This window comes from Chelatococcus sp. HY11, from assembly GCF_018398335.1.
GTDB lineage: Bacteria > Pseudomonadota > Alphaproteobacteria > Rhizobiales > Beijerinckiaceae > Chelatococcus.
Map to the genome: position 1 here is coordinate 911,708 of NZ_JAHBRX010000002.1, position 25,466 is coordinate 937,173.

Here is a 25,466-nt window from a genome sequence, read left to right on the forward strand (position 1 = left end):
GATCATGTCGATTGACGGTCGTGAGGCAACGGCAGCATCTGAAGCCGGAATTGTCGAGCGCATCTTCGCCGGGGGCGTCCTGGCCCTCGGCTCCCTGGGCACTATCCTGATCCTTGTGCTCGCGGGCCTCATCATCGCCGATGTCATCGGCCGCGAGATGTTCGGGCATGCCGTACCCGGCGTGCCCGAGCTGGTCGCCATGTCGATGGTCTCGATCGTTTTCCTTCAGCTTGCCTACGCCGTGCGCGCCGAGCGGCTGACGCGCAACGGCTCGTTCATCGACAAGCTCTGCCAGACGCGCCCCGTGATCGGGCATGGCATCGAGGCGATCTTCTCGCTGGCGGGCGCCGTGGTGTTCGCGCTCATCGTCCTGACGACGTGGCGCTATTTCCTGTTCGCCTGGACAAGTAACCAGTATTTCGGCGGCGTCGCCGGGTTCTTCGTGCCCGTCTGGCCCGTAAAGGCTGTCACGATCATCGGCAGCACGGTGATCTCCATCCAGTTCATCCTGCGATTTTGGCGCCACCTCGGTCTGGCGCGCGATGGTGGAGCCCGCCAATGACGCTCGGCGTGACGGTCGCATTGATCTCCATCGTCCTCATGGTGGGCCTGATCTACATCGGCATGCATGTCGGCATAGCCTTGGTCGTGCTGTCCTTCGTCAGCGTCTGGATCATGCGGGGCAATTTCGATGTGGCCTCGAACCTGCTCGCGCTCTCCGTCGCAGACAGCATCGCCGACTACAATTTCGGCGTGATACCGCTGTTCGTCTTCATGGGGTTCGTCGTCAGCGCCGCGAACTACGGGCGCGACCTGTTCGATGTGACGAACTGGATGTTTCGCCGGCTCAAGGGTGGCCTCGGCGTGTCCACCGTCGCCGCCAATGCGGGGTTCGCCGCGATCACCGGCGTGTCGATCGCCTCGGCGTCGGTCTTCACGCGCATCGCCGTGCCGGAGATGCTGCGTTTCGGCTACAATCCGCGCCTGGCCGTCGGCATCGTCGCGGGTAGCTCGGTGCTCGGCATGCTGATCCCGCCGAGCGTGTTGATGATCCTCTATGGCATCCTCACGGATGTCTCCATCGGCAAGATGTTCATCGCCGGCATCGTCCCGGGCATCGTGCTCGCCATCGCTTTTGCCGTCGGCATCATGGTGGCGGTGCATCTTAAGCCGGAACTGATCGCGAAGACCGAAGCGGACGCGCAGGACACGCTGACGCCGGGCGAAGCCGTCATCAAGATCGCGCCCGTTGTCGCCATGGTCGGCCTCGTCATGGGCGGCATCTATGGCGGCTATTTCACGGCGACCGAAGCGGCGGGTGTCGGCGCCGGCTTGTCGCTCATCCTCGCGGTCTCCATGCGGCGCCTGACCTGGCCAGCTTTCTGGCGCCTCCTGGTCGACAGCGCGACGGTGACCTCGACGATCTGCTTTCTCCTCATCGCGGCGAGCCTCTATTCGCGCATGCTGGCCTTCTCCGGCGTGCCGAACTTCTTCGCCAGCTGGATCGCGAGCTCCGGTTTCGGCTTTTACACGGTCCTCCTGATCTTCATCGCGGCACTGCTCGTCCTCGGCGCGATCCTGGACTCCACCTCGATCATGTTGATCACCGTACCGATCATGTTCCCCATTCTGATGAACTTCGGCGCCGATCCGATCTGGATCGGCATAGTGATCATCGTGGCGGTGGAAATCGGCATCATCACGCCACCCGTGGGCATCGCGGCGTTTGTCGTGCACGATACGCTCGGGCGGAAAGACATCTCGTTGTCGGACGTATTCATAGGGGTTTTCCCCTTCGTGCTCGTCATGACATTTGTGCTCGCCCTGCTCGTCATCTTCCCGCAGCTCTCGCTGATGCTTCTCTGAGCGGCGAACCGATGAAAGGACCGCCATGCCGCCGTTGATCGAGGCCGCCCCGCGCCCCAATTCGCCGGAGGCGCGCGACAAGGCCCATGTCGTGCACGGGCTGACTAACCTGCGCCAGCATCTCGATCGCGGCCCCCTGATGATCGAGAGTGGCAAAGGTGTCTTTGTGCGTGACGCCCAGGGTAACGACTACCTCGAGGGCATGTCGGGCCTCTGGTGCATCTCGCTCGGCTTCGGCGAACAACGGCTCGTAAACGCCGCCAGCCGGCAGATGGAGAAGCTGCCCTACTACCACCTGACCAACCATCGTTCCCATGGGCCGGTCGTCGAGCTCGCGACGAAGCTGATCGAGATCGCGCCTGTACCGATGAGCCATGTCTGGTTCGCCAGCACCGGCTCGGAGGCCAACGACTGCGCGGCCCGTCTGGCCTGGTACTACTGGCACGCCAGGGGCGAACCCCAGAGGCGCAAGTTCATCGCCCACACCCGCTCCTACCATGGCAACACCATCGCGACCGCCAGCCTGTCGGGCGTGGGCTATGTGCATGAGCAGTTCGGCTTGCCGCTTCCCGGCTTCCTTCACGTCGAATGTCCGGATTTCTACCTCGGCGGACGAGACGGGGAGACCGAGGAGCAATTCTCCCAGCGCCTGCTGGCGTCGATCGAGACGCTCGTTCAGGCGGAAGGCCCTGATACCATCGCGGCCTTCTATACCGAGCCGGTCATGTCTTCAGCGGGCATCGTCGTGCCCCCCGCAGGTTATCTCGATGGCTTGCAGGCGCTTCTGAAGCGCCACGACATCCTGCTCGTCGCCGATGAGGTCGTCACGGCCTTCGGGCGGACCGGTGCCATGTTCGGCACGACCACCATGGGCCTCGTGCCGGACATGATCGTCTGCGCCAAGGGTATCACGAGCGCCTATTTCCCGTTGTCTGCGGTGCTCATCAACGCGCGCGTCTACCAGGCCATGCTCGAGCAGAGCGACCAGCTTGCAGTGTTCGGCCTCACCATGACCTACTCAGGCCATCCGGTGGGGACGGCGGTGGCCCGCGAGGCCATCCGCATCTATGAGGACGATGGCATCGTGGCGCACGCCCGCGCCATGGAGGCCGTGCTCCAGGGAGCGCTCCGCGACGAACTCGCCGGTTCCGCGATCATCGGCCAGATTCGCGGGCGTGGCCTTCTGGCGGGCGTCCAGCTCGTGGCGAGCCGTGAACCCAAGCGCCTTTTCGACCCGGCCCTCAAGGTCGGGCCAAGGATCGCCGCCGCCGCCGAGCGGCACGGGCTCTTCATCCGCGCCATCGGCGACATCATCGCCATATGCCCTCCCTTGATCATTTCGACATCGGAGATCAAGACACTGACGACGCGGCTCGCTCGCGCCGTGAAGGAGGTTGAGGCGACACTATGACTGCAACAACTCAGCACAGTTCTACGATCGATGCTGCGGCCCAGGCCGAACTCCTGACAACCGGCAAGCTTCGCGCCGGCGTGGTCCGCGCGCCGGCCCCAGGCGTGTTCTTCGTCAGTGTCGATGACCAACTGGGGCCCGATGGCGTCACGGTGGATATCGCACGGGAACTGGCGCGCAGCCTCGGCGCGGAGGCCAGTTTCCAGATATTCCCGAATTCGGGCGAATGCACCGATGCGCTCGCCGCGGGCGACGTCGACGTCGCCTTCATGCCCGTTGACGATGAGCGCCGGCGCAAGGTCGATTTCGGCCCGGCCTACTACCTCCTCCGCAGCACATTTCTGGTCAACACGTCCGAAATCGCCACCATCGCCGGCTATCGGCAGCGGGGCCGACGCTTCGTCGGTATCGCCGGGACGACGACATTGCGCGCCGCGATCCGCACCTTTGGGGCTGAACGGGCGACCGATGTGCCAAGCGTCGAGGAAGCGATCGCCTTGTTCGCATCCGGCGCAGTCGATGCCGTGGCCCTCTCGGAGGACTATCTCCGCGCCGTGCAGGCCGACCACCCCGGTTCCGTCGTGATGGCGGAGGCTTTCCAGGAAACCAGCATCTCGATTGCCGTTGGCAAGGAGAAGCCGGTGGCGCTTCGCCTGGCAACCACCTTTCTGGACAACGCGAAGACGACCGGCGTGGTCAGGCGGATTTTTGACAACCATGGGCTTGGCGACGAAGCCGTCGCGCCGGCGGGTCGGTGAAGGGCGGAGGACGATCCATGAGCATCTCTCTTGCGCAAGCGCAGACCATCAGCACGGCGGCCCTGGCCAAGGGCCGGGAGTTGAAGCTCGCCCCACTGACCATCGCCGTGCTCGATGCCGGCGGCACAGTTGTTTGCCTCATGCGCGAAGACAACGCCTCCCTGCTCCGCCCTGAAATCGCCATCGGCAAGGCCTGGGGCACGCTCGGCATGGGCTTTGGTGGCCGCGAACTGGCGCGCCGCGCCGATGCCGTGCCGCAGTTCTTTGGCGCGCTGTCCGCCATGTCGGGCGGACGCATGGTGCCAGTGCCCGGCGGCGTCCTCATTCGCGACGCGAACAATGCGATCGTCGGCGCGGTCGGCATCAGCGGCGACACGTCTGTCAATGACGAGATCTGCGCCGTCGCCGGTATCAAGACGGTGGGCCTGTCCCCGGATACTGGCGATCAGGCCTGAATGGACGGGAAAGTCTTCAGGCCTCCGTCGCGCCCGAGGCGTGAAACCTGATCATGCTCCCCGGCCGGCCGGCCGCGATTTCATGACCTCAAGGACTTCGGCCTCTGTTGGCAGATCCGCTCCTTTTCGCGCGCAGGTGATCGATGAGGCCATGATAGCGAAATCCAGGGCCTCGCGGAGATCTTCAATCCCAAGGTCCATAAGGCGAGGACGGACGAGACGGTCGATCTTGCTGAGGGAGCCGAGCAGCGCGGCATGGAAACTGTCGCCGGCGCCGACTGTGTCGGACACCCTCACGGGGCGCCCTTCCACAAGGACCTCTGGATACCCGCGGAGAAAGGCCGAGGCTCCTTGCGCGCCCCGCGTGACAACGACGAGGCGCGGCCCCCTCAGCAGCCACTGGGTGGCCAGGCCCTCCATGTCACACCCGGCCCCATAGCCGATGCGGAGATCCTCCTCGCTCGCCTTGATGATATCAGCGTAAGGCAGGAATGTTTCGAACCGCGAACGCCACGCTGCGATATCGGATGTCACCGAGGGCCTGACGTTTGGATCGAGCGAGAGCGTTACGCGTCCCGCCTCACGCCGCGCAAGCGCCAGCAGGGCGTCAGACACCGGCGGCACGGCAAGTGTGTAGGACCCGAGTGTGATCGCCTCGAATTCATGCTCCAGTCCGGGAAGATCCGCGAGCGTGACATCGCGGTCGGCCTTGTCTTCGCCGTGGAAAGAATAGCTCGGTTGGCCGTTCTCGTCAGTTGCCACAACGCTGATTGTCGAAAGACGCTCGCTATGCTTGGCAAAGGAGGTATCGACCCCTTCCCGCAAGAGTTTCCGGCCGATCGCCCGGCCGAAGGGATCCGTGGAGATCCCCCCGAAGAAGGCCGTCCGGGCGCCAAGCCGTGCGAGGCCGATCGCGACATTGAAGGGAGATCCGCCGAGCAACGCCGTCGTCGCCACATCATTCACCGGATCAACAGAGACGAACAGGTCGACGAGGGCCTCGCCGCAGACAAGGATCATGATGGCTGCTCATTCAGGGGCTGGACGGGCTCAGTGGATGTCCCGGTTTTGAGGTTGGCTTCGGATGGCTATAAAGAAACACGGGCATCTCTTGGCGTCAGTGCGTTGCATGGCCGCCCACAGCCCCCCTTTGCCTTGATGCGATAGGCCATATGAGCGGAAATCATGTCACGATCGATCACGAAAAGCCCCGCCCTCGAACGCATCATAGCAAGCCCCGAACACAGCTTCCGATGTGTCTCGCATGATTTTCCCTGCGAGGTCGCGCGTTGGAACTACCATCCTGAACATGAGCTTCACCTCATCCGCCGCTCTACCGGCCGCGTATTCGTCGGAGATTACATTGGATCTTTCGGCCCCGGTCATCTAGCCTTTGTAAACTCCAATGTCCCCCACAATTGGGTAACCGATCTCCATCCCGATGAAGTTGTCACCGATCGGGATCTGGTCATCCAGTTCGATCCCAGCCTCCTCGAAAAGGCGGCCGGCCTCTTCCCGGAGTTGCGAAGTTTTTTGTCCAGCCTTGAGGTTTTCAACCGCAGCTGGCAATTTCATGACGAGAGCGCTCGCGCTGGGGCCCACCTGATGGAGGAAATCAGCACGGCGAGCGGAGTAACGCGTCTGATACGATTTCTCGAATTGCTCCACCTTTTGGCGACCACAAAAGAGCGGACACCACTCGCCACCTCCAGCTACGTTCCTACCCTCGACCGGACGGCCTCGGACCATATCGAAAAAGCGATGAGCTTCATCCTCGCCAGGCTCCCGCATGAGGTCAGCATGGAGGACGTTGCGACCCATGTCGGCATGTCTTCCAGTTCGTTCTCACGTTTCTTCAAGAAAAACACCGCGCATAACTTCGTTGATTATATGCGAAAATTGCGAATAGGCGAAGCCAGCAGGCTGCTCGCCGAAACACAAAGGCCGATCACGGACATCTGCTTTGATGTGGGATATGCAAATATCTCCAGCTTCAATCGAAACTTTCGCGAGGAGCGCGGCATGACGCCAAGCGCCTATCGCAGACTTTCTCGCACGATGGATTGAGCAGGCGTCACGCTGCCCCGCAAATTTGGGAACATGCGGAACGAGCGACCATTCCCGACCATAACACTCGACGCCCCCGTGCACGGCGCGCGATCAACCGTCCATTATGAGTATTAACGAACCGCGCATCAGTCTACACAATTTTGCAGGCCTCGTAGGCCTTGCCCCCTTTTTTTATCTCCATCGCGCAAAAAATCACAGGTTTTGCGCAAGCGCGATGCTGGCGCTTTAGCTCCGGAGTATTGTTATCTCAGTTGTCCCGGTTCGCCGCGAGACCAAGGATAAGCTGGGAGGACAATACCATGACGACGGCTTTTGTACGGTGGTTCGGCTTGGCGCTCGGCGCCTCAATGATGGCCGGTTCGCTGATTTCGGGCGCGGTGGCGAAGGATCTCACCGTCACGACCTGGACGGCGACCTCACCCGGCCTCAAGGACTGGTGGAAAGTCATTGAGGAGAAATTTGAAAAGGCTAACCCGGGAGTTGACGTCAAAATCGAGAATATAGCCTTCGGCGACTATATTCGGACCCTGACGACACGGTTTGTCGCCGGCAGCGCGCCCTCGATCGTGCATGTGCCCTTGCCGACGATCAACCTGCCGGCCTGGGCGGAGGCAGGCTTTCTGAAGAATGTCGATGACCGTATTGCCGGGACCGACATCGCGACCAAATGGCCGGACAATCAGGCGGCCATGTCGTGGAAGGGTGTCAATTACGGCGTGCTGCTTGTACATTATGGTTATGTCTTCTTCGTCAATGAGAAGATGTTCAAGGATGCCGGCATAGCCATCCCAACCAACAAGGACGAATTGCTTGCCGCCGCAAAGGCGCTTACAAAGGATAGCAAATACGGATTTGCCATTACTGACGATAATACAGTCAACTTCATGCGCGACGCGCTTGAGTTCGTCAGCGGCCTCGGCGGCCAGTGGGCGAAAGATGGCGCCTGGAACTTTACTGATCCTACTGTCGTCGAGGCCATCGACCTCTGGCGCGAAATCGGCCAGAAATATGCGCCACGTGGCACCGACATCAATGCCAAGCGGCAGGCGTTCTACGACGGCAACGTGGCCATGATGATCGAGAACCCCTCCGTGTGGCCTAACGTAGCCGCCGCGGCCAAACCGGATGTCGTCGGTGATCTTCACCTCGCGACCATGCCCTTCAAGGTCGTTCCGGGCGACGTCAGCCACGGCTTTTCAATACCCCAGGAGGCCGACGCCGAGACCGTGAAACTTGCCTGGGCCTTTACGGAAATGGCTGCCTCCCCGGATCTCATGAGATCTTATGTCGAGCTGGTGAAATCGCCGGTTGCGCGGCCGGGGGTCGATGAAGCTCTACTGAAGGACAGGGATACGATCGTTATCGCCAAATCCGCGGAGAACGCGCAGGTGCTGGTCCCCAACGAATACTATGGCGTCCGCAAAAATTACGCGGCGTTCTCAACGGAACTGACCAACACGCTACGCACCATCTTGCAGGGGCAGGCCTCCACAAAGGAGGCCCTTGCCGGACTCAAGGAACGGCTGAACGCCAAGGGCATCACGCCATGACACGCGTCGCGGAAACGGCAGCGCTCGGGGGCGCTGCCGCTCTGGCGCGCCCTGTGAGAGCACGGCATGGAGCCACGCCGCAGGAGGGATATGGCTTTGCGCTCGCCCTGCTTGCGCCGTCGTCCGCGCTGATCGGCGCGCTCCTGCTGGTTCCGCTCGTTCTTCTGCTGATCATCAGCTTCAAGAGCGTCAAGCTCGGCAATATCGCCTTGATACTTAAGGCGGACTTCACCTGGGGCAATTATTTCCGGGTTCTGTCGGATCCCGCGACATGGCATAGTCTCTCCATCAGTGGAACCTATATCGCAGGTTCGTCGATCATCGCCTTCGGGCTGGGCCTCGCGACAGCCCTGATCCTGAATGAGAAGTTTCCCGCACAGCGCTTGTTTCGAACGCTTATCCTGCTGCCCTGGGCCGTCCCGGGCATCACAGCCACGATCGCCTTTTTGTGGATTTTGCAGCCGTCCTTTGGGGTTCTCAATTTCCTGCTGCGGACCCTTGGCCTCGCGACGCAGGACATCAACTGGTTCGGCGATTCGCGGCTTGCCCTTGCCGCGGTTATTTTCCCAACCGTATGGAAGACGTATCCTTTTTTTACGATCATGCTGCTGGCAGCGCTGCAGACGATCCCGCGTGAACTCTATGAAGCCGCTTCGATCGATGGAGCCAACAGACGGCGTCAGTTCCAATGGATCACCTGGCCCAGCATCCGTCGCTATGCAATCGTCGCGCTCGTCTTCAACGCCATGTACGTCTTCCGCGAGTTCGACTTCATCTACGCGTCGACGAAGGGCGGACCGCAGGGGGCCACCGATACGATCGCGATCAGGATCTACAACCTCGCGTTTGAGGCGTTCGACATGGCCGCCGCTTCGGCGCTGGGCGTGCTGACTTTCGTCATTGTCGCGATCAGCGTGCTCGGCTTCGTGCGCTGGCAGATGAAGGTGGAGCAGCGCTGATGACAGCTGCGGCCGAATCCCGTCTCGCATCGACGCTTCGCCTTTTCCTCGCGGGGCTGCTGACAGTGCTCCTGCTGTTTCCCGTGTACTGGATGGCTCAGACGTCCATTCTGCCAACCTCATCGATCCTGTCACGCAACCCCGACCTCCTGCCTAAGATCGCCGACATCAATCTGTCCGCGTTCGAAACGCTGGTCCGGCAATATCCCGTCGCCCGGTGGTTCCTGAATTCGGCGATGATAACGGTAGGCTCCGCCTTGCTCAGCACGCTCTGCGCCACGCTTGCGGGCTACAGCTTGTCGCGGTTCAAGTCCCGAACCGCGAGCGGCATCGCCTTCGTGCTCCTGCTGGGGCGCGTGCTGCCGGGCACGCTCCTCGTGCTCCCTTATTTCGTGCTGTTCCGCTGGGCGGGGATCCTCGACACCCATACCGCTGTCATTCTCGCCAACGCGTCGATGATCATCCCGTTCGCGACATTCATGATGAAGAACTATTTCGATGATGTACCGCGCGAACTCGACGAGGCGGCCAAAGTTGATGGCTGTTCCGCCATGACGGCGCTTTGGTTCGTGGTCCTTCCGATCGCGAGACCCGGAATGGCGGCGACGGTTGCATTCGCCGCGACGGCAAGCTGGGTCGATCTTTTGTTTGCCCGGACGCTGTTGCTGTCGGCGGAGAATTGGACCGTTCCCGTTGGTATCGCCTCTCTCATTGGCGAAGTGCAGACGAGCTGGAACCAGCTGATGGCGGCGGGGGTTCTATCCGTCTTGCCCGTATTTGCAGTCTATTGGTTCGCGCAACCTTATCTTGTCGGCGGCATGACATCCGGTGCGGTGAAGGGCTGAAACGGAAGCGACCAGTGCTGGAGGAATTACTGTGAACGATACAGTCTATCGCGAGGAAGCGAAAGATATACCGGTCATTGCCGATGTTGACGTTCTGGTCGTCGGCGGTGGGCCAGCCGGCGTATCTGCCGCGGTGGGTGCGGCGCGCGCGGGTGCGCGGACTTTCCTCGTCGAACGCCACGGCTTTCTGGGCGGGATGTGGACCGCGGGCATGGTCTTGACACTCGCTGGCTTCAACTCCTGGCTTCGGCCTTACCACCGTTGTGTCGGTGGCGTGGCTGGGGAATGGATCCGCAAAGCGGCCGCGTTGAACGGGTGTCAGGACCATACGGGCTTTGTCCTGAACTCTGATCCGGAGATCATGAAGCGCGTTGCCGATGATCTCGTGACGGAGGCGGGCGTCGATCTCCTCTTTCACTGTTGGGGCGCCGATCCGATCCTCGAGAATGGTGCCGTAAAGGGACTGTGTATCGAGAATGTCGAAGGCCGACAGGCCATCCGTTCACGAGTTACGGTCGATTGCACGGGCGATGGCGATGTCATGGCACGCGCCGGTGCGCGCTGGACCAAAGGCCAGTCGCTCCAGCCGATGACCATGTCATTCAGGATGGGAAATCTCCAGATCGAGACCGACAAGGACATTCATAAGCCAGTGTCTCCCCCCATCGGTCCGGAGCCGGGTTATCTGCGTGAGCCCACACTCAGCCAATACGCGTCGGTACGGCAGGACGTGGTGGTCGATGCCGACCACATGCAGGCAGAGCGCGAGAGCGGGCGGTTGCCGCGCTATGGCGGGCCGTGGTTCGGCGGCCTCGACGCGGATGTAATCTGGGTGAATTCAACACGGATCACCGGCGATGCCTCCGTTGCGTCGGAACTCACGCGGGCCGAGCTCGCAGGTCGTCGCGAAACAGCGGAAATCGTCGATTATTTCGTGAGACATTTGCCGGGCTTTGCCGCGGGACGGCTTATCCAGACCAGCACGCAGATCGGAATCCGGGAAACGCGGCGGCTCGAGGGCGTCTACACGCTGAAAGCCGAGGACATCCTCGGCCGCACGGATTTCGACGACGGGATCGCCCTTGGCTGTTGGCCGATCGACGTGCATCCGACAACGGACGCAATCGGCCATCATGCGATGTATGTGCCCCTGCCCTATCGCATCCCATACCGATCCCTTCTGCCGACCAATGTGAATGGATTGCTGGTGGCCGGACGATGCTTCTCGGCTGACAGGGAGGCACTTGGTTCCGCGCGGGTCGGCGCGACCTGCGCCGCGATGGGGCACGCCGCCGGCGTCGCCGCGGCGATCGCCGCAGCGGCCTCCGCGGAACCGCGTGCTCTTGATGCAAGCCGTATCCAGCAGGATCTGCGCGCTCAGGACGCGATCATTGACTACCCGGGCTGATATCAGACCCACCTCCGTACCAGGCAGCGGCTTTTCTTCCCCAGTTCGGGGCAGGCCCGCATCATTCTTCCATACCTCTCGCCGAGCAGGCCCGGCATTGGAGCCTATCCATGAAAGCCCTCGTTCTCGAATGCCCCCGCAAACTGGCCCTTCGCGATATCGATCTCGAAGCGGAAGCGGGACACGGCGAAGTCAAGATCAGGCTGAACACTGTGGGTATCTGTGGTTCCGATGTGCACTACTATACGCACGGCCGCATCGGCCCCTTCGTCGTGGATGCGCCGATGGTGCTCGGCCATGAAGCCGCGGGTACTGTCGTCGCCATCGGCGAGGGCGTGACCAGCCTCCAACCAGGAGACCGTGTCTGTATGGAGCCAGGCCTCCCTGATCCTCACTCGCGGGCCTCACGTCTTGGCATTTACAATGTAGACCCAAGCGTGACTTTCTGGGCTACACCGCCGGTACATGGCGTCATCCGGCCCTTCGTCGTGCATCCCGCGAATTTCACCTTCAAGATACCGGATTCCATCAGCTTCGCTGAGGCTGCGATGGTGGAACCATTCGCCGTCGGGATGCAGGCCGCAGCGAAGGCGAAGATCCAGCCGGGTGACACCGCCGTTGTCATCGGCGCCGGGCCAATCGGCATCATGGTGGCCATCGCCGCCTTGGCCGGCGGTTGTGCGCGGGCCGTCGTAGCAGATATCGCTCGGCCGAAACTCGACATCGCGGCATCCTATGAAGGCGTGATCCCCGTGAACGTGCGCGAAGGCAACCTCCTGGCGGAAGTCGCGCGATTGACGGGGGGGTGGGGGGCCGACGTCGTCTTCGAATGTTCGGGTTCTGCGGTCGTCTGGTCCGACATCGTGGATCTGCCCCGTCCTTGCGGCACCATCGTGGCGGTCGGACTGCCCGTTGATCCCGTGCCCTTCGATGTCGCCCGGCTGTCGACGAAAGAGTTGAAGGTGGAGACCGTATTTCGCTACGCGCATCAGTATGACAGGGCGCTTGCCTTGATGGGATCTGGCCGCGTGGATCTCAAGCCTCTCGTCTCCGCGACATTCCAGTTCGAGGAAGCCATTGCCGCCTTCGAGCGCGCCGCTGAGGCGCGGCCGGCCGACGTCAAGCTCCAGATCCGCCTCGAAGATTGACTACGTCAACTCGACCGCCCGTCCTTCCTTGATACTGCGCTCCGCGGCAAGGACAATGCGCAAGCTATCCACCGCGGCAGCCATTGATTGCGACAAGTCGAGGTTCTCGCGAATAGATCTCAGGAAATATTCCTGCTCCCGCTTACATAACTCATGATGCCCTGGCTCATCATCCATAAGAAGTACTTCATCCTGTCTGATAAAATTCCTGTTTTCATCGACGACCGCATGATGAACCCTGATGGTATCTGTTTTGGTATGTCGGTCGAGATCCGCGGATCCGGACATGGTGTCACGCGCCACAACTTCGTCGTCGTCTCGCCCAGCCACAATGGATACCGAACCCCTGGGCCCGATGACATCTTTGACGAAATAGGCCGTTTCACTCATCATGGGTCCCCATCCCGCCTCATACCAGCCAACGGATCCGTCATCGAAGGTCACATGCAGATGCCCATAGTTGTCCTGCGCCGCCTCCGCCCAGAGCTTGGCGCCGATGCCATGGACCCGGACGGGTCTGGCGCCCGTCAGCTGGCACATGACATCGACATAATGGACGCCGCAATCGACAATGGGGATCAGTGAATCAATGAGATTCTTGTGCCAGTACCAAGCAGGCCCGCTGGACTGCTGATTGAGATTCAAGCGCATGACCAGCGGCTTGCCCAAAGACGTTCCGATCTCGATGAAGCGTATCCAGGACGGATGAACCCGAAGAATATAGCCAAGAACGAGTTTTCGATCCCGTGCCTTCGCCGCGGCGACAACCCGCTCCGCATCCTCAATCGTTGTCGCGATGGGCTTTTCCATGAACACATGGCAACCGGCCTCGATCGCCTTGATCGCATAGCTCGCATGGGTATTCGGCCAGGAATTGATGGAAACCGCGTCAGGCCTGGTGTGCTCCAGTGCTTCATCCAGGTCTTCGTAAAGCGGATACATGTCGTATCCCGGCGGCAACTGTTTGGATTTGATCGTGCGGCTCATGATGCCCACGATCTCGAAACCATCGATCTGCCGATACGCCTCGGCGTGCGACAGCCCCATGTTGCCAAGGCCAACGATGAGTATTCTGACTTTCTCTGGCATGATATCTTCTTCTTCCTGAGCCAATCAGTCAGAACGCGGACAGCCAGTCTTCGAGTTGAGCCTTCGCTTTCAGAATGCCCGCGTTGCGCGTCTCACCCGTGAACTCCGTCTCGATAATCCAGGGCCCGTTGAAGCCAATTCCGACGAGCTTCTTCAACAGCGCGGGATGATCAACCTGCCCCTCGCCAAGCTGCATCTCCTTGCCGAGCTTCTTCGTATCGACGGGATAGCAGCCATCCTTGATGTGAACCTGGCGAATGTAAGGGCCTAAGATGTCGACAGCATCCACCGGATTGGCTTTGCCGTAGACGATCAGATTAGCCGCGTCGAAATTGACGCCTACATTGTCCATTCCAACGTCCTCGATCAGACGGCACAGCGTGACAGGCGTCTCCTGCCCTGTCTCGAAGCAGAACTCCTGACCGTTCGCTTTGCAGTGGGCTGCAATGTCACGCACCACAGGCACCAACGACTTGTAGGTTGGTTCATTGCAATCTTCCGGCACGAAGCCGATATGCGTCATCACCATCTTGATCCCGAGAGACGCCGCAAAGTCCGACGCATATTTGGTAATGGCGATGCGCTCCTCGCGCAGATGCGGCGGGACGAGGCCTGTGGTGATCGGACCACCGACGAAATCCCAGACCACATGCCCGGGCCAGCCGGCCCAGAAGCCCGTGACCTCCATGGCGAGCCGCTTCATTTCCTTGCGAAAGTGCTCCTTGATCTCATCCGTCAAGGCGGCAGGATTATACGCCGACAGGTGACATACGTCGAAGCCGAGATCATGAACGCCGGAGATGATGTTCTCATGTTCGGTCCGGATCTTGGTCACCAGGCCAGTCGTCTTGTTGACAGTGCTCATCGCGGCATCGTCCTCACTTATAGTATGCCGATAGTCAGCCTTTGACCGCGCCCATGGTGAGGCCTCTCACAAGGGCGCGTTGAACGAAGAGGTAGAAGACGAGAACCGGCAGCATCGCCAGAACGGCCGCCGCCGTGAGCTCGCCCCATCGCACCTCTTCGTAGGAAACCCAATTATAGATGCCCAGCGGCAACGTCTTCGCATGACGATTGGTCAGAACCATCGCGTAGAGAAACTCATTCCAGGCGTAGATGAATGAAAAGATCGCGGAGGTTGCCAAGCCCGGCTTGCAAGATGGCAAAACGACATAGCGAAATGTCTGCCACTGTTCGCAACCATCGATACGCGCGGCCTCCTCCAGCTCGATCGGAAGATCGACGATGTAGCTCCTCATCATCCAGATCACAAAGCCAAGTATGATCGTCAGATAGACGATAACCAGAGCCGTATAGGTGTCCTTGAGGCCGAGGTTCGTAAAGATGACAAAAAACGGAATGATGAACGCGACCGGCGGAATCATCCGTGTGCTTAAAATGCCGAGAAGCAGGGTGCGCTTCCCCCGAAAATGGCGCCGCGCAAGGATATACGCCGCCGGGACACCAAGCATCAATCCGATCGCCGTCGCCGACAAGGTCACGATCAGACTGTTCTGCGTGTAATCAAGCAGAGAGCCTTCGTTCCACACCGTGCGGTAATGCTCGAAGGTCGGCACAAACAGCCACTTCGGCGGCATCGAGAGCGCATCAGCGCGCGTCTTGAGCGACATCAGGATCGCCCAGAAGATCGGCATGATGAACACGATCGCGACGATGACCAGGCCGATGGTGTTGAGGATATCCCCCAGTGTGATGGGGCGATCGCGGTCGCGTGCGTTAGCCAATTTTCACGTCTCCCCAGCGAACGATGAGAATGGTGGACGCCAGGACGATCAAGAAAAGCACCATCGCCAGCGCGGATGCATATCCCATTCGCAGAAAGCTGAACCCGGACGCATAGACATAGAGCGCCAGTGTCTCCGTCGACGTTCCAGGCCCCCCACGCCCCACAATGTAAAAGACATCGAAGGTCTTCAGGAGCGCGATCACGCGAAAAACAATCCCGACCATGAGGATCGGCTTCAAGAGAGGCAGCTTGATATTCTTGAAGACCTGCCAGGGATTGGCGCCATCGATGCGGGCCGCATCCGACAGCTCTTCCGGAAGCGTGAGCAACCCGGTGTAGATGATAAGCATCAGCTCGGGCGTGTGCTGCCAGACCTCCACGATGATCAGGGAGATCAGCGCCTGATTTGGGCTATAGATCCACTCGAACGGGCCCAGGCCGACAAACGCCAGGAGATAGTTCAGCAGCCCAAGGCTCGGACTGAACAGCAGGCGCCAGACGAAGGCAACTGCAATGGGCGTGATAATGATCGGCAGCAGGATCAACCCGCGAAGCGCGCCGACGGCCCACCGCTGCCGAAACAGCATGAGAGCAATGACAAAGCCAAGCACCAGCTCGATGATAAGCGAAGCCGTCACGAAGATGAAGGTGCGTCCCGCTGCCGCCCAGAAACGTTGATCGAGTACCAGTTCGGCGTAGTTGTCAAGCCCGTTGAAGCCGCGCTCAAAGCTCTTTGGAAGATAGTAATTCTGGAAGCTGGTCGTAATCGTGTAAAATAGCGGAATGACGTTGATAACAATGAGAACAAGGAGCGCTGGGGCGAGAAAACTGGCGGGGAGAAGCCAGTCTCTCGCCTTCGCGCGCAGGTTCGCTAGAGTTGAATGCATCGCCTCACCGGATTGCTTGGAATACTAAAAACGAGGCAATACATCGTATCCTGCACTACTGCGCTCACCTATTTCGAGCGCGCCAGAGCCTTGTCCATCCTCTCCGCGGCGGATGACAGGTTGGATTGCGCCGTGCCCTGCTTGAGGATGGTCGCGTTCACCGCGCCGCCGTAGATATCCAGCCATTCATCGATCGCCGTAATCCGCGGCGGGCCAGGGGTCGGCTCGGCAGGCATCATCGATTTGATCGTCGCCGCCGCCCACGCCGCCGGGTATTTGGTGCGCAGGGAGGGGGCCTCGAAAACGGACTTCCGCGCCCCGATGCCGGCGGCTTCACCTATTTTCAGCCCGACATCCTTGCTGGTTACCCAAGACATGAACAGCGCCGCGCCCGGCTTGTTCTTCGATGATGCGCTGATGCTGAGCATCCAGGCGCCAGTATTGGCCATAGCCCCTGCAGGTCCGGCCGGCATGCTCGCGTAACCGACCTTCCCAGACACGGTCGATTTCTTTGGATCCTCGATCTGCGACATGAAGACGGACGCGTCGAGATACATCGCGGCCTTACCTTGCTGGAAGTCCGAGACTGTTTCATACCACGTATAGTTGCCCACGCCGACCGGACCGGCATCCTGGAGCAGCTTTGCATACATGGATATGGCGGCAACGGCCTCGGGACTGTCAAACGTCGCCTTGGTCGGGCTTTCCGCGTTGTCGAAGACCTTGCCGCCATAGGACCAGATGAAGCCGCTGCTGTTCCAGGCGGTGTGAATTTTTTCGCCGCGCAGCAACATTCCGGCCATCTTGCCTGGCTGATTCAGCGCGACGGCGGTCTTGTAAAGCTCGTCGAAAGTCGTCGGCACGGCCATGCCCGCCGCGTCGAGAACATCCTTGCGATAGTAAAGGATCTGCGCCTCGCCCGTCACCGGCAACGCAAACCGCTTGCCGTTGATGAAGGTGTTCCTGGTCAAGGATGGAAGGAAATCATTGACGTCATAGGATGCACCATCGAAATATTTTGGATTGGCGATGTAATTATCCAATTCCTCAACCCAGCCGGCCTTGCTGTATTGGACGATGGCCTGGTCCATCATCACAACGTCAAAGGTGCCGGCACCGGAGGAAAGATCCACCAGGCGTTTGTTCATATACTCGTCCTGGGAATAGGACTCGATCTGAACTTTTATACCCGTCAGTTTTTCGAATTCGGGAATGAGCGGCCGAATAGTATCGGTGAAAACATGCTTATTCATACCGATGAAAAGCGTCGTTCCTTTTGCCTGCTGCCAGTCGACCGTGCCGCTCTGTGCGAAACTCGCCGACGCACCGCCCACAAGCGTAAGGGCCGCAAGTCCGGTGGCACGCGCCAGGACCTCCCGTCTAAACATTCCGTATGCCATTCTAAACTCCCCTCTGTCGCTTCGAGACTTATTTTCTGGGAAAATAGGCATGCTTTTTCTTGACAGGCCCGCATTTCTCGATCAGGCCAACTGGAGCTAAAATCGCTTCTTGAGATATTTGTTCTCAAACGAACAAATGTGTCAAGCTGCAATTCCTTGGACGGGCATAACGACGACGCGCTTGGGTTCCATATGCAAACTGCGACCGGACGTCTGCTGGAATCCCTCGCGCGACACGGGTCCATGACCCGGGCGGAGGCGACGCTCGACACACAGCTCGCACGGAGTGCCGTCGGCGTGGCGGCAACCGAACTGGCGCGGCTCGGGTTGATCAGCATCCTGCCCGCCGCGACCCGTAGCGGGGTCGCGGGGCGACCCTCCCCGCATCTCGAATTGAAACCGGAGGGTGCGCACGTGATCGCCGTCGACGTGCGCGCCGACACGATCGAACTTGCCGCCATCGATCTGGCGGGCAGCATTCTGCATCAGGAGCGCTGCCAGATGGCCGTGCGGGAATATCCGCCCCGAGAGGCGCTCCTCGATATCGCCGACGCGATCAAAAAGACCATCGCACAGACGGCGTATCTGTCGCCGCTGTGCGGTATCGGGCTCGCCATTCCCGGCATCATGACACAGGATAGCGCGATCGCCCGCACGGTTCTGTCGCTGAACTGGCATAACGTGCCGATCAAGTCGGTGATCGAGGAAAGATTGGGGCAACAGGTTGCCATCACCGTGGGGCATGACGCAACGCTCGGAGCACTCGCCGAATATCTTCGGGGCGCGGGGCGCGGCGCGAAGCGGCTGCTGTATTTGACCTCCCAGCCGAACGGCGTCGGTTCGGCGATGATCTCGCGGCAGACGCGGTTATATTCACGCGGCGATCACACCCTGCAGGCCGGGCACCTCAACGTCAATCCACTCGGGGCGGAATGTGCTTGCGGGTCGCGCGGCTGCTTGGAAATCTATGTCAACGGCCGCGCCATATCCAGATCCCTCAGCATGCGGAAGGCGGGCTCCCCGGACAAGATCAGACAGCATCTTTTGACACTTGACCCCGGCGATCTCGACAAATTTCTGGCATCCGATTGTATTGGAGCGTTACGGATAGGATTGGTTAGTCTGATCAATACACTCGCTCCCGACCGCGTCGTTCTCGCCGGCGCGCTGGCGCCGATCGGCGAGCTCATGCCATCCTTGCTGCGCGAAGTCCTTGCGATGTCCGTGGTCGCAGGCGTCGAGCCGGTTGACCTCGTTCCGGCGGCGCTCGATCAGGACGTTCTCATTGGTGCTGCCGAGCAGGCATTCGAAAGCCTGAAGCTGGATCCCGCCCGGGTCCTCGATGCCAGGATCTCGCTTGCCACCAGCTCGGACCTGAGACGGGATAGGGAACGATAAGGGCCATTAAATCCATTGGCCTCGGTAGCCCTGGTCTACTGCGTGCCTGCGGCACGGCATCTGTAATCGTCTGCGCCGTTCTCCAGGCCTTCAACTGGCCGGGCTGGCCGTCTCTCTATCGCCCCCTGAACGCCTCCAGATATCGAGCTTAATCGATACAGTTTCCGCGTTACGTTTATCATTTCGATCATAATCAATTTGCCCTCCGGAACAATGCCATACTCCCCTGCATTTTCCTTGGAAGGTACGAATACAATATATTGGTTGAGAGTTTTGCGGCAATGAATGATCCAATTCTGAGAGGCGCCGGTGATGCCCTGAAAGCTGCCCTGCAGTGCGACCGCACGATCGATGGCATATTCGTTCAAACCCTGCGAAGATTGGATCAAGCTGGCAAATCCGCGAGGCGTTCGCCCAGCCCTACGAGCGAGCCAAACGCTAACGACACGTCGGCAGCACCGGAGCCTCAGCGCCACAGTCCCTGAGAATTTCACGCATACGGCCATGTTCAGGTTGAGCGAGGCAGTACTGGCTTGAGCAAGCCGGCTGGCAGATACATGCGATGGATCGTGCGGATGGCCCCGCGAAAGCGACACGCCATCACGGTTTCCTGATCGCTCAAGTCGATATCATACGCGAGGTACCAACACACCGCAGCTCGACCCATCCGCGATTAGCAGCGGCGAAGGGTGCGTTGGGTGATGAAACAACCTTCAGTAATGCGCCACGTTCGAAACCCAGCGCTCTGTTCAAGTGCAGCCGCTTGGATTTCTGTCCAGACTAGGATTGCACGCCTGTCGGGAAGCGGCATGTTTGCAAAGCGGGACCGCGTGATTTCATGGACACGCCTTGCCCGCGATGGCTGGCATTACTATGGCCTGCGCGCTGATCAGAGCGCCCCGAGCTTCTACACCGCGACCATGCCGATTTTCGTTCCGGTACGCCCGAGGTTAAGCTACAACTCAATTCGACACAAAGTCGAACAGTATGGCGAGGACACGATGAAGGCCCTGGGTTGGATTTTGCTGTGTAGTATAATGACGATTTCTGTCGCCGCGGCTCAAACCCCCGACATGAAGGGTGAATGGGTTGGCAAGACCAATACGATCATAGCCGGGGTCGGCGGACCGCATTGGCCGGATAGCAAGGGCACCTGGGACAAGCCGCTGCTCGCGCAGCGGGACATCACGCTACGGATTGTCGGTCAGAGTGATCGTCGCTTCTGGGGCGAGAGCATCATCGCGGGCGACGCGGCTTCAGGTGGCGCTGTCACATCCGAACCTTTCATCGGCACCGTCTCAAAAGACGGCGACACGGTGATGATGGCCGACACGGACGGTTATTTCGTCGGGGACTTGTCCGGCACCACGCTATCCTATTGCTATATTCAGGCCGGCGCCCGGCAAGCCAGCGACAAACCGGCGGTCGTAACCTGCAATGACGTAACGAAGCGCTGATTACGTCCATGCGACCGTGGCCCTGGTCGTCTTCGGAGGATGAGGGCCATAGCCGTATCCAAGCTATGAAAGCGTGCTCGCCATTCCCGGAGGCCACGCCGATACCCATCGAACGCCTCGACCCCTGCCGACGGGGTGGGACGCGATCCGATAACAAAGATATCGTCCCCCTTGCCAATTGGTCCTTGAATGTCTCTCCTCATCGCACGGCTCACGACCGAACCTGCCCCCCTCGCCTGGCTCGAGCGTCAGCCATGGCATCCTTGGCTTGTCGTTGGCCTCGTCTCGATAGGCGCGTTCATTGGACAGCTTGATGCCACGATCGTTCAGCTCGCCTTGCCGACTCTTGGGCACTATTTCGATGCTTCACTTCAGCATGTGAGCTGGATCGCACTTTCGTATCTCGCAGCCTTCGTTGCATTTCTGCCCATCTTCGGCCGTCTGTGCGAAATATTTGGGCGCAAGACGCTGTATATTATCGGATACCTCATTTTTATCGCCGCGAGCGCCCTATGCGGTTTTGCGTCCAGCTTCGAGCAACTGGTAATCTTCCGCTTTTTGCAGGGGGTTGGCGGTTCGCTCCTCGGCGCCAACAGCATTTCGATCCTGGTGAAGACGGTCTCGGCGGAGCAACGGGGACGGGCACTCGGGTGGTTCGCGGCGGCGCAGGCGGTGGGCATGAGCGCGGGTCCGGTGTTGGGCGGCCTGATAATCGCGACGCTTGGCTGGCAATGGATTTTCTGGCTCACCGTTCCGTTTGGTGCGTTAGCCATTGTCGTTGGCTGGCTGGCGCTGCCCCGGAGCACGGGCGCGCAGCCAGACCGGGGCTTCGACTGGGGCGGGGCGCTGCTGATAGGTCCCGCCCTTATACTGATCGTAGCCGTCCTCAACCACATATCACACTGGGGGCTGAGTTCCCCGATGACGCTCGGCAGCCTCGCCCTAGCCGGCCTTTTGCTTGTGCTGCTGGTGCGGCGCGAGCGCATATTCCATGCGCCTCTGATCGATCCCGCGCTGTTTCAGGGCCCAGCATTTTGCAGTGCAGCGGCTGGGGTGGCGCTCGGCTACGCGCTGCTGTTCGGCATGTTCTTCCTCATGTCTTTCGCGCAGGGACACGGCTTCGGCGAGCGGCCTAGTATAGCCGGCTTGCATCTTGCGATCATCCCGGTGGCTATCGGACTGACGGCACCGTTCAGCAGCATGGTGAAGGAGCGAATAGGCGGGCGCTGGATTGGTCTGGCGGGCATGGTGTTGAGCTTCATGGGCGTTGCCCTCCTGTTCTCCACACTCGGACGGGTAGAAGACCATCTTCTTTTCGACGGGATATCCTATGCGTTATTCGGCATCGGCCTTGGCCTCTTCATCGCGCCCAACAATCAGGTGGCGATCGCGGCTGTACCGCCAGCCTTGTCCGGCCCCGCCGGTTCGCTGCTGAACCTGATGCGCGCGCTGGGTACCAGTCTCGGCGTAGCCGGCGGTGCGACCATGCTGGCGTTTAATCTGGAGAGCCCAGGTGGGGCATCGCGCACGTGGCTTTCTTCAAGCGGCATAGACATGCTCATCGCGGTACGCCACAGCCTGCCGCTGCTTGGGGCCATCGTTGCGCTCGCGGGATTGGTCGCCTGGTATGCCGCGCGGAAGGTCGAGCGCCAAGACGAGAGCCTTGAGGCGACTTCCGGCAAAGCCGCCTGACCGATTAACACAACGATTCAGCAAGTTTGAATAGCGCCCCGCCACAGCAATCCCGGCTCACTGGAATTGCTACAGGTCTTTGTTTTTAAAAATTTTCTTCATGCGAACCGGTTTCCACTTCGCTCGAAAATACGCCAGGATGTACCGCGCCAAAAGCGCAAACGCGTAGGCTTCAAGGTGGCGGACCTTCCGGCGGCTAGTCTCCTCATCGGGCGATTTCCTTGTATCCATGGGACGTGCCTATAAGCACCGCCCTGCGGATGCCGGGGGCCATTTCTGGTGACGCCGCGAGCTTGCGCAGGCCAGTCAACGCCGCTGCCGTCGAAAGCTCGAGATAGTGACCGTGACGCGCGAGGAGTCGCTGGTCATCGAGCACGTCGTTCTCCGCGACCGATATCGCCGTTCCGCGACTGTGCATAATTGCCCGCCAGGACTGGTAGGTGACGGTCCCGCCACCGATCGACGCCAGAAGCGATTTGCCGGAGAACTGGGAGCGGACGTCCTGGCCGGCCAATACCAGTTCAAGGCGGGGAAAGGGCTCGACCGCTACGAGCTTCGGCATTGCCGGCAGCCGTCCTGCCTCCACCGCTTCCGCGAGCCCGCGATAAATTCCCCAGAGCAGATCTCCCCGCGCCGTCGGAACGAAGATCGCATCGGCAACCGATACAGCCGGAGCCTCCGCCAGTTCGTAGCCGAGCGTCTTGTAGCCCTCGACGCCGTAGGGGTCGCTGCCGACCGGCGGCACAAGATAATTGGTCGCTGAGAGATAACCTTCCTCGCGGACCTTGCGTCTGACAATCTCCCAACGTTCGAGACTGTCTTCCACATAGATAATGCTCGCACCCGTCATTTCGATGGCGCGGCGCCACGGCGCCGTAATAGCTGGGGTCGTCACGATGGTGCAGGGCAACCCGGCCGCGGCGGCATAGGCGGCGACGGAGCAGCCCGCATTGCCGCTCGAAGCGGCGATGACCGATGGCACGTTCCTGTCCTTCGCCCGAGCGACGAACTGGGCGCTCATTCGATCCTTGTGGGAGCCCGTCGGGTTTGCGCTTTCAAGTTTAATGGAGAGCGCCTCGAGGCCGCACCGCGCGGCAAGTCCGGGCATGTCCACAAGGGGGGTGTCACCTTCACCAAGGCTGGTGAACATCTTGTAGGGCAGCCAGTTTCCGAAACGGGTCAATCCCCGCCCACGTCGCTCGCCAAATGGCGATGGCGTGGCTTCGTCATAGGCCGGGGTCACACTCGCGGGATGGGATTCGGCCAGGCAGCTCGGGCAGCCTTCCTGGTAATCTTGAACCGGATAGAGCGTCGAGCAGCGGATGCACCGAAATCCGGTGAGATGTGGATTGATTGTCTGCATATCTTACTCTCTTGCGCCTCTCACTCTTTTGCGCCGGATTTCCGCAGCGCCGACGACGTACTGCGCAATCTCGCGATAATGGGTGGAAGGATGAGGATCAATACAGCGGATGTAAGGAACAGCGCGCTAAGTGGGCTCGCGATGAAGGCACGCAGTTGCCCGTGTCCGACGATGAGGCCTTGCATCAGGCTTTCCTCGAACAGGCGTCCGAGCACAAAGGCAAGCAAGAGAGGCGCCACGTCGAAACCTGACTTGCGCAACCCATAGCCAAGCGCGCCAAACGCGAACATGGCTCCGACATCGAACATATTGTTATTAAGGCTGTAAGCGCCGATCACGCAGAAGAACAGGATCAACACCGACATCACCGGCCGGGGCACTCGCAGCAGCGACACGAAAAGCCCGACGAGCGGCACGTTGAGGATCACGAGGATGGCGTTCCCGACGAACATGCTGGCAACGACGCCCCAGAACATCTCTGGATGATCGGTTATGAGCCTCGGACCGGGCGTGACACCGGCCATAAGAAGTGCGCCCATGATGACGCCGATGGTGGCATTCGCCGGGATGCCGAGGCACAGAAGCGGAACGAAGCTTGCCTGAGCGCCGGCGTTGTTCGCCGATTCCGGACCTGCCACACCGGGAACCGCACCTTTTCCAAACGCCTCGGGATGGCGGGAAAGCTTGCGCTCCAGCATGTAGCTGGCAAAGCTGGCGATCAGCGCGCCTCCGCCCGGCAGAAGGCCCAGGAAGAAGCCCAGAACGCTGCCCCGCACGACGGGCGCCGCGGATTCGCGCGCTTCCTGCCGGTTCGGAAACAGGTCCCGCAAGCGCCTCGGCGTCGGTATTGCCTTTACATCGCTGTCCTTTTCCTCGGCCATCAGCAACACCTCGCTGATGCCGAACAGGCCCATTGCGAGGATTGCGATGTTGAAGCCGTCACGGAGCGCGGCAACGTCGAAGACGAACCGTTCGTCCCCCGAGACGAGATCAACGCCAACCGTCGCCATGAACAGGCCTAGACCAATCATGGCAAGCGCGCGTGTGCGCGACCCCTCGCCCACGCCGAGCACGAGCATGAACCCGAGGATGAGCAGCGATGTCTTCTCAATAGGCCCGAAGGCGAGCGCCAGTTGCGCTGTCGAAGGGCCGATCAGAGCGATCCCCAGGGTTGCGACAATGCCCGCAAAGAAGCTGCCCAGTGCCGCGATGGTTAGCGCGGCGCCCGCGCGCCCCTTACGCGCCATCTGGTAGCCATCGATGCAGGTAATGACGCTCGCGGCCTCGCCGGGTATTTTCACGAGTATCGATGTGATCGAGCCGCCATACATGGCGCCGTAATAGATCCCCGACAGCAGGATAATGGCGCTGGTCTTGTCGAGATAGACCGAGATCGGCAGGAGCAGGCTGATCGTCGCTGTCGGCCCGAGACCGGGCAGAACGCCGACGGCCGTGCCGACGATGCAGCCGGCCAGCGCGATCAGCAGGTTGAGCGGCGTTACCGCCTCTCCGAAACCGAGAGCGAGATTGGCTACGACATCCATAACATGCTCCAGATCGACCCATGGGGAAGCGGTACCCCCAGCAATTCCCGGAAGACGATCCAGTTACCGACACCAATGGCCGCCGCGATTGCCAAGGCTCGCGGCAGAGGCAGTCGCTCGACGAAGCGCAGTAGCGCCACCGCCACGACAAACAGTGCCGGCAGGAGTCCAAAGAAAGTCGCCATCGGCACCATCGCGGCGAAACCGGTGAAATAGGCAAGTGACGGACGCGAGACTTCTGTTTTCGGATGGGGCGTTTCCGCGATCGCCACCCACAGGCTTGCGCTCAGCACGATTACGCAGCCCACCACCGGCATCAGGCCGGATGCGGGCATACCAAAAGACCAGATATGGTAGTGCATAAGGGAATAGATCAGCGCGCCCGCGGACGCGATAACCAAGACGACAATACCCGCCAT

24 protein-coding genes are annotated in these 25,466 nt (G+C 60.4%); 14 read left to right on the forward strand and 10 right to left on the reverse strand.

The window, feature by feature from the left end:
* Positions 1-4: 4 nt before the first annotated feature.
* Genes KIO74_RS25040 through KIO74_RS25060 form a run of 5 tightly spaced genes read left to right on the forward strand, consistent with a single transcriptional unit; the run spans position 5 to position 4,490 of the window.
* Positions 5-562: a TRAP transporter small permease subunit gene (locus tag KIO74_RS25040; RefSeq protein WP_213337713.1), complete on the forward strand. Its 558-nt coding sequence runs from the start codon at positions 5-7 to the stop codon at positions 560-562.
* Entirely contained in the window at positions 559-1,866 is a 1,308-nt protein-coding gene (locus KIO74_RS25045) for a TRAP transporter large permease (protein ID WP_213337714.1), read from the forward strand. The genes KIO74_RS25040 and KIO74_RS25045 overlap by 4 nt, the downstream gene beginning before the upstream one ends.
* A gap of 25 nt (positions 1,867-1,891) precedes the next feature.
* Entirely contained in the window at positions 1,892-3,277 is a 1,386-nt protein-coding gene (locus KIO74_RS25050; RefSeq protein WP_213337715.1) for an aminotransferase, read from the forward strand.
* Positions 3,274-4,035, forward strand: a complete 762-nt coding sequence (locus KIO74_RS25055) for a transporter substrate-binding domain-containing protein (protein ID WP_213337716.1) — start codon at positions 3,274-3,276, stop codon at positions 4,033-4,035. The genes KIO74_RS25050 and KIO74_RS25055 overlap by 4 nt, the downstream gene beginning before the upstream one ends.
* 17 nt (positions 4,036-4,052) lie before the next feature.
* On the forward strand, positions 4,053-4,490 hold the full coding sequence (locus KIO74_RS25060) for a GlcG/HbpS family heme-binding protein (protein WP_213337717.1): 438 nt from the start codon (positions 4,053-4,055) through the stop codon (positions 4,488-4,490).
* Positions 4,491-4,541: 51 nt separating this feature from the next.
* Here KIO74_RS25060 and KIO74_RS25065 read toward each other — a convergent pair whose 3' ends face one another.
* Positions 4,542-5,510 carry a carbohydrate kinase family protein gene (locus KIO74_RS25065; protein WP_213337718.1) on the reverse strand — a complete coding sequence of 323 codons (969 nt, stop codon included), beginning with the start codon at positions 5,508-5,510 and terminating at the stop codon, positions 4,542-4,544.
* A gap of 165 nt (positions 5,511-5,675) precedes the next feature.
* Here KIO74_RS25065 and KIO74_RS25070 point away from each other — a divergent pair, with 165 nt between their 5' ends.
* From KIO74_RS25070 to KIO74_RS25095, 6 genes are all read left to right on the forward strand, one after another.
* Positions 5,676-6,557: an AraC family transcriptional regulator gene (locus KIO74_RS25070; RefSeq protein WP_213337720.1), complete on the forward strand. Its 882-nt coding sequence runs from the start codon at positions 5,676-5,678 to the stop codon at positions 6,555-6,557.
* Positions 6,558-6,859: 302 nt separating this feature from the next.
* Entirely contained in the window at positions 6,860-8,110 is a 1,251-nt protein-coding gene (locus KIO74_RS25075) for an ABC transporter substrate-binding protein (protein ID WP_213337721.1), read from the forward strand.
* Positions 8,107-9,069: a carbohydrate ABC transporter permease gene (locus KIO74_RS25080; RefSeq protein WP_213337723.1), complete on the forward strand. Its 963-nt coding sequence runs from the start codon at positions 8,107-8,109 to the stop codon at positions 9,067-9,069. The genes KIO74_RS25075 and KIO74_RS25080 overlap by 4 nt, the downstream gene beginning before the upstream one ends.
* Positions 9,069-9,914 carry a carbohydrate ABC transporter permease gene (locus KIO74_RS25085; protein ID WP_213337725.1) on the forward strand — a complete coding sequence of 282 codons (846 nt, stop codon included), beginning with the start codon at positions 9,069-9,071 and terminating at the stop codon, positions 9,912-9,914. Before KIO74_RS25080 ends, KIO74_RS25085 begins: the two co-directional genes overlap by 1 nt.
* A 31-nt stretch (positions 9,915-9,945) precedes the next feature.
* Positions 9,946-11,322: an FAD-dependent oxidoreductase gene (locus tag KIO74_RS25090; protein WP_213337727.1), complete on the forward strand. Its 1,377-nt coding sequence runs from the start codon at positions 9,946-9,948 to the stop codon at positions 11,320-11,322.
* 110 nt (positions 11,323-11,432) lie between these two features.
* Positions 11,433-12,470 (forward strand): NAD(P)-dependent alcohol dehydrogenase, encoded by a 1,038-nt coding sequence (locus tag KIO74_RS25095; protein WP_213337729.1) that lies wholly within the window; start codon positions 11,433-11,435, stop codon positions 12,468-12,470.
* Here KIO74_RS25095 and KIO74_RS25100 read toward each other — a convergent pair whose 3' ends face one another.
* The 5 genes from KIO74_RS25100 to KIO74_RS25120 form a co-directional block, all read right to left on the reverse strand.
* Complete coding sequence (locus KIO74_RS25100; RefSeq protein WP_213339224.1) at positions 12,471-13,559, reverse strand: Gfo/Idh/MocA family protein; 1,089 nt, start codon at positions 13,557-13,559, stop codon at positions 12,471-12,473.
* 28 nt (positions 13,560-13,587) lie between these two features.
* Positions 13,588-14,424, reverse strand: coding sequence for a sugar phosphate isomerase/epimerase family protein (locus KIO74_RS25105; protein ID WP_213337731.1), 837 nt, complete (start codon positions 14,422-14,424; stop codon positions 13,588-13,590).
* A 34-nt stretch (positions 14,425-14,458) separates the two neighbouring features.
* Positions 14,459-15,304, reverse strand: a complete 846-nt coding sequence (locus KIO74_RS25110) for a carbohydrate ABC transporter permease (RefSeq protein ID WP_213337732.1) — start codon at positions 15,302-15,304, stop codon at positions 14,459-14,461.
* Positions 15,297-16,193 (reverse strand): carbohydrate ABC transporter permease, encoded by an 897-nt coding sequence (locus tag KIO74_RS25115; RefSeq protein ID WP_213337733.1) that lies wholly within the window; start codon positions 16,191-16,193, stop codon positions 15,297-15,299. Before KIO74_RS25115 ends, KIO74_RS25110 begins: the two co-directional genes overlap by 8 nt.
* Positions 16,194-16,261: 68 nt before the next feature.
* On the reverse strand, positions 16,262-17,593 hold the full coding sequence (locus KIO74_RS25120; protein ID WP_213337734.1) for an ABC transporter substrate-binding protein: 1,332 nt from the start codon (positions 17,591-17,593) through the stop codon (positions 16,262-16,264).
* Between the two features lie 243 nt (positions 17,594-17,836).
* Here KIO74_RS25120 and KIO74_RS25125 point away from each other — a divergent pair, with 243 nt between their 5' ends.
* Positions 17,837-18,991 carry an ROK family protein gene (locus tag KIO74_RS25125; protein ID WP_213337735.1) on the forward strand — a complete coding sequence of 385 codons (1,155 nt, stop codon included), beginning with the start codon at positions 17,837-17,839 and terminating at the stop codon, positions 18,989-18,991.
* A gap of 35 nt (positions 18,992-19,026) precedes the next feature.
* On the opposite strand, the gene KIO74_RS25130 is transcribed toward KIO74_RS25125, so the two are convergent.
* Positions 19,027-19,380, reverse strand: coding sequence for a hypothetical protein (locus KIO74_RS25130; protein ID WP_213337736.1), 354 nt, complete (start codon positions 19,378-19,380; stop codon positions 19,027-19,029).
* A 312-nt stretch (positions 19,381-19,692) separates the two neighbouring features.
* Here KIO74_RS25130 and KIO74_RS25135 point away from each other — a divergent pair, with 312 nt between their 5' ends.
* Both KIO74_RS25135 and KIO74_RS25140 read left to right on the forward strand, forming a co-directional pair.
* The gene (locus KIO74_RS25135; protein ID WP_213337738.1) at positions 19,693-20,448 is read left to right on the forward strand and encodes a hypothetical protein; all 756 of its coding nucleotides are present in this window, start codon (positions 19,693-19,695) and stop codon (positions 20,446-20,448) included.
* 189 nt (positions 20,449-20,637) lie between these two features.
* Positions 20,638-22,140 carry an MFS transporter gene (locus KIO74_RS25140; protein ID WP_213337740.1) on the forward strand — a complete coding sequence of 501 codons (1,503 nt, stop codon included), beginning with the start codon at positions 20,638-20,640 and terminating at the stop codon, positions 22,138-22,140.
* Positions 22,141-22,345: 205 nt separating this feature from the next.
* On the opposite strand, the gene KIO74_RS25145 is transcribed toward KIO74_RS25140, so the two are convergent.
* From KIO74_RS25145 to KIO74_RS25155, 3 genes are read right to left on the reverse strand one after another with little or no spacing between them, the layout of a single operon-like run.
* Positions 22,346-23,503, reverse strand: coding sequence for a threonine synthase (locus KIO74_RS25145; protein ID WP_213337741.1), 1,158 nt, complete (start codon positions 23,501-23,503; stop codon positions 22,346-22,348).
* Between the two features lie 20 nt (positions 23,504-23,523).
* Positions 23,524-25,047 (reverse strand): tripartite tricarboxylate transporter permease, encoded by a 1,524-nt coding sequence (locus tag KIO74_RS25150; RefSeq protein ID WP_213337742.1) that lies wholly within the window; start codon positions 25,045-25,047, stop codon positions 23,524-23,526.
* Positions 25,035-25,466, reverse strand: coding sequence for a tripartite tricarboxylate transporter TctB family protein (locus KIO74_RS25155; RefSeq protein ID WP_213337743.1), 432 nt, complete (start codon positions 25,464-25,466; stop codon positions 25,035-25,037). Before KIO74_RS25155 ends, KIO74_RS25150 begins: the two co-directional genes overlap by 13 nt.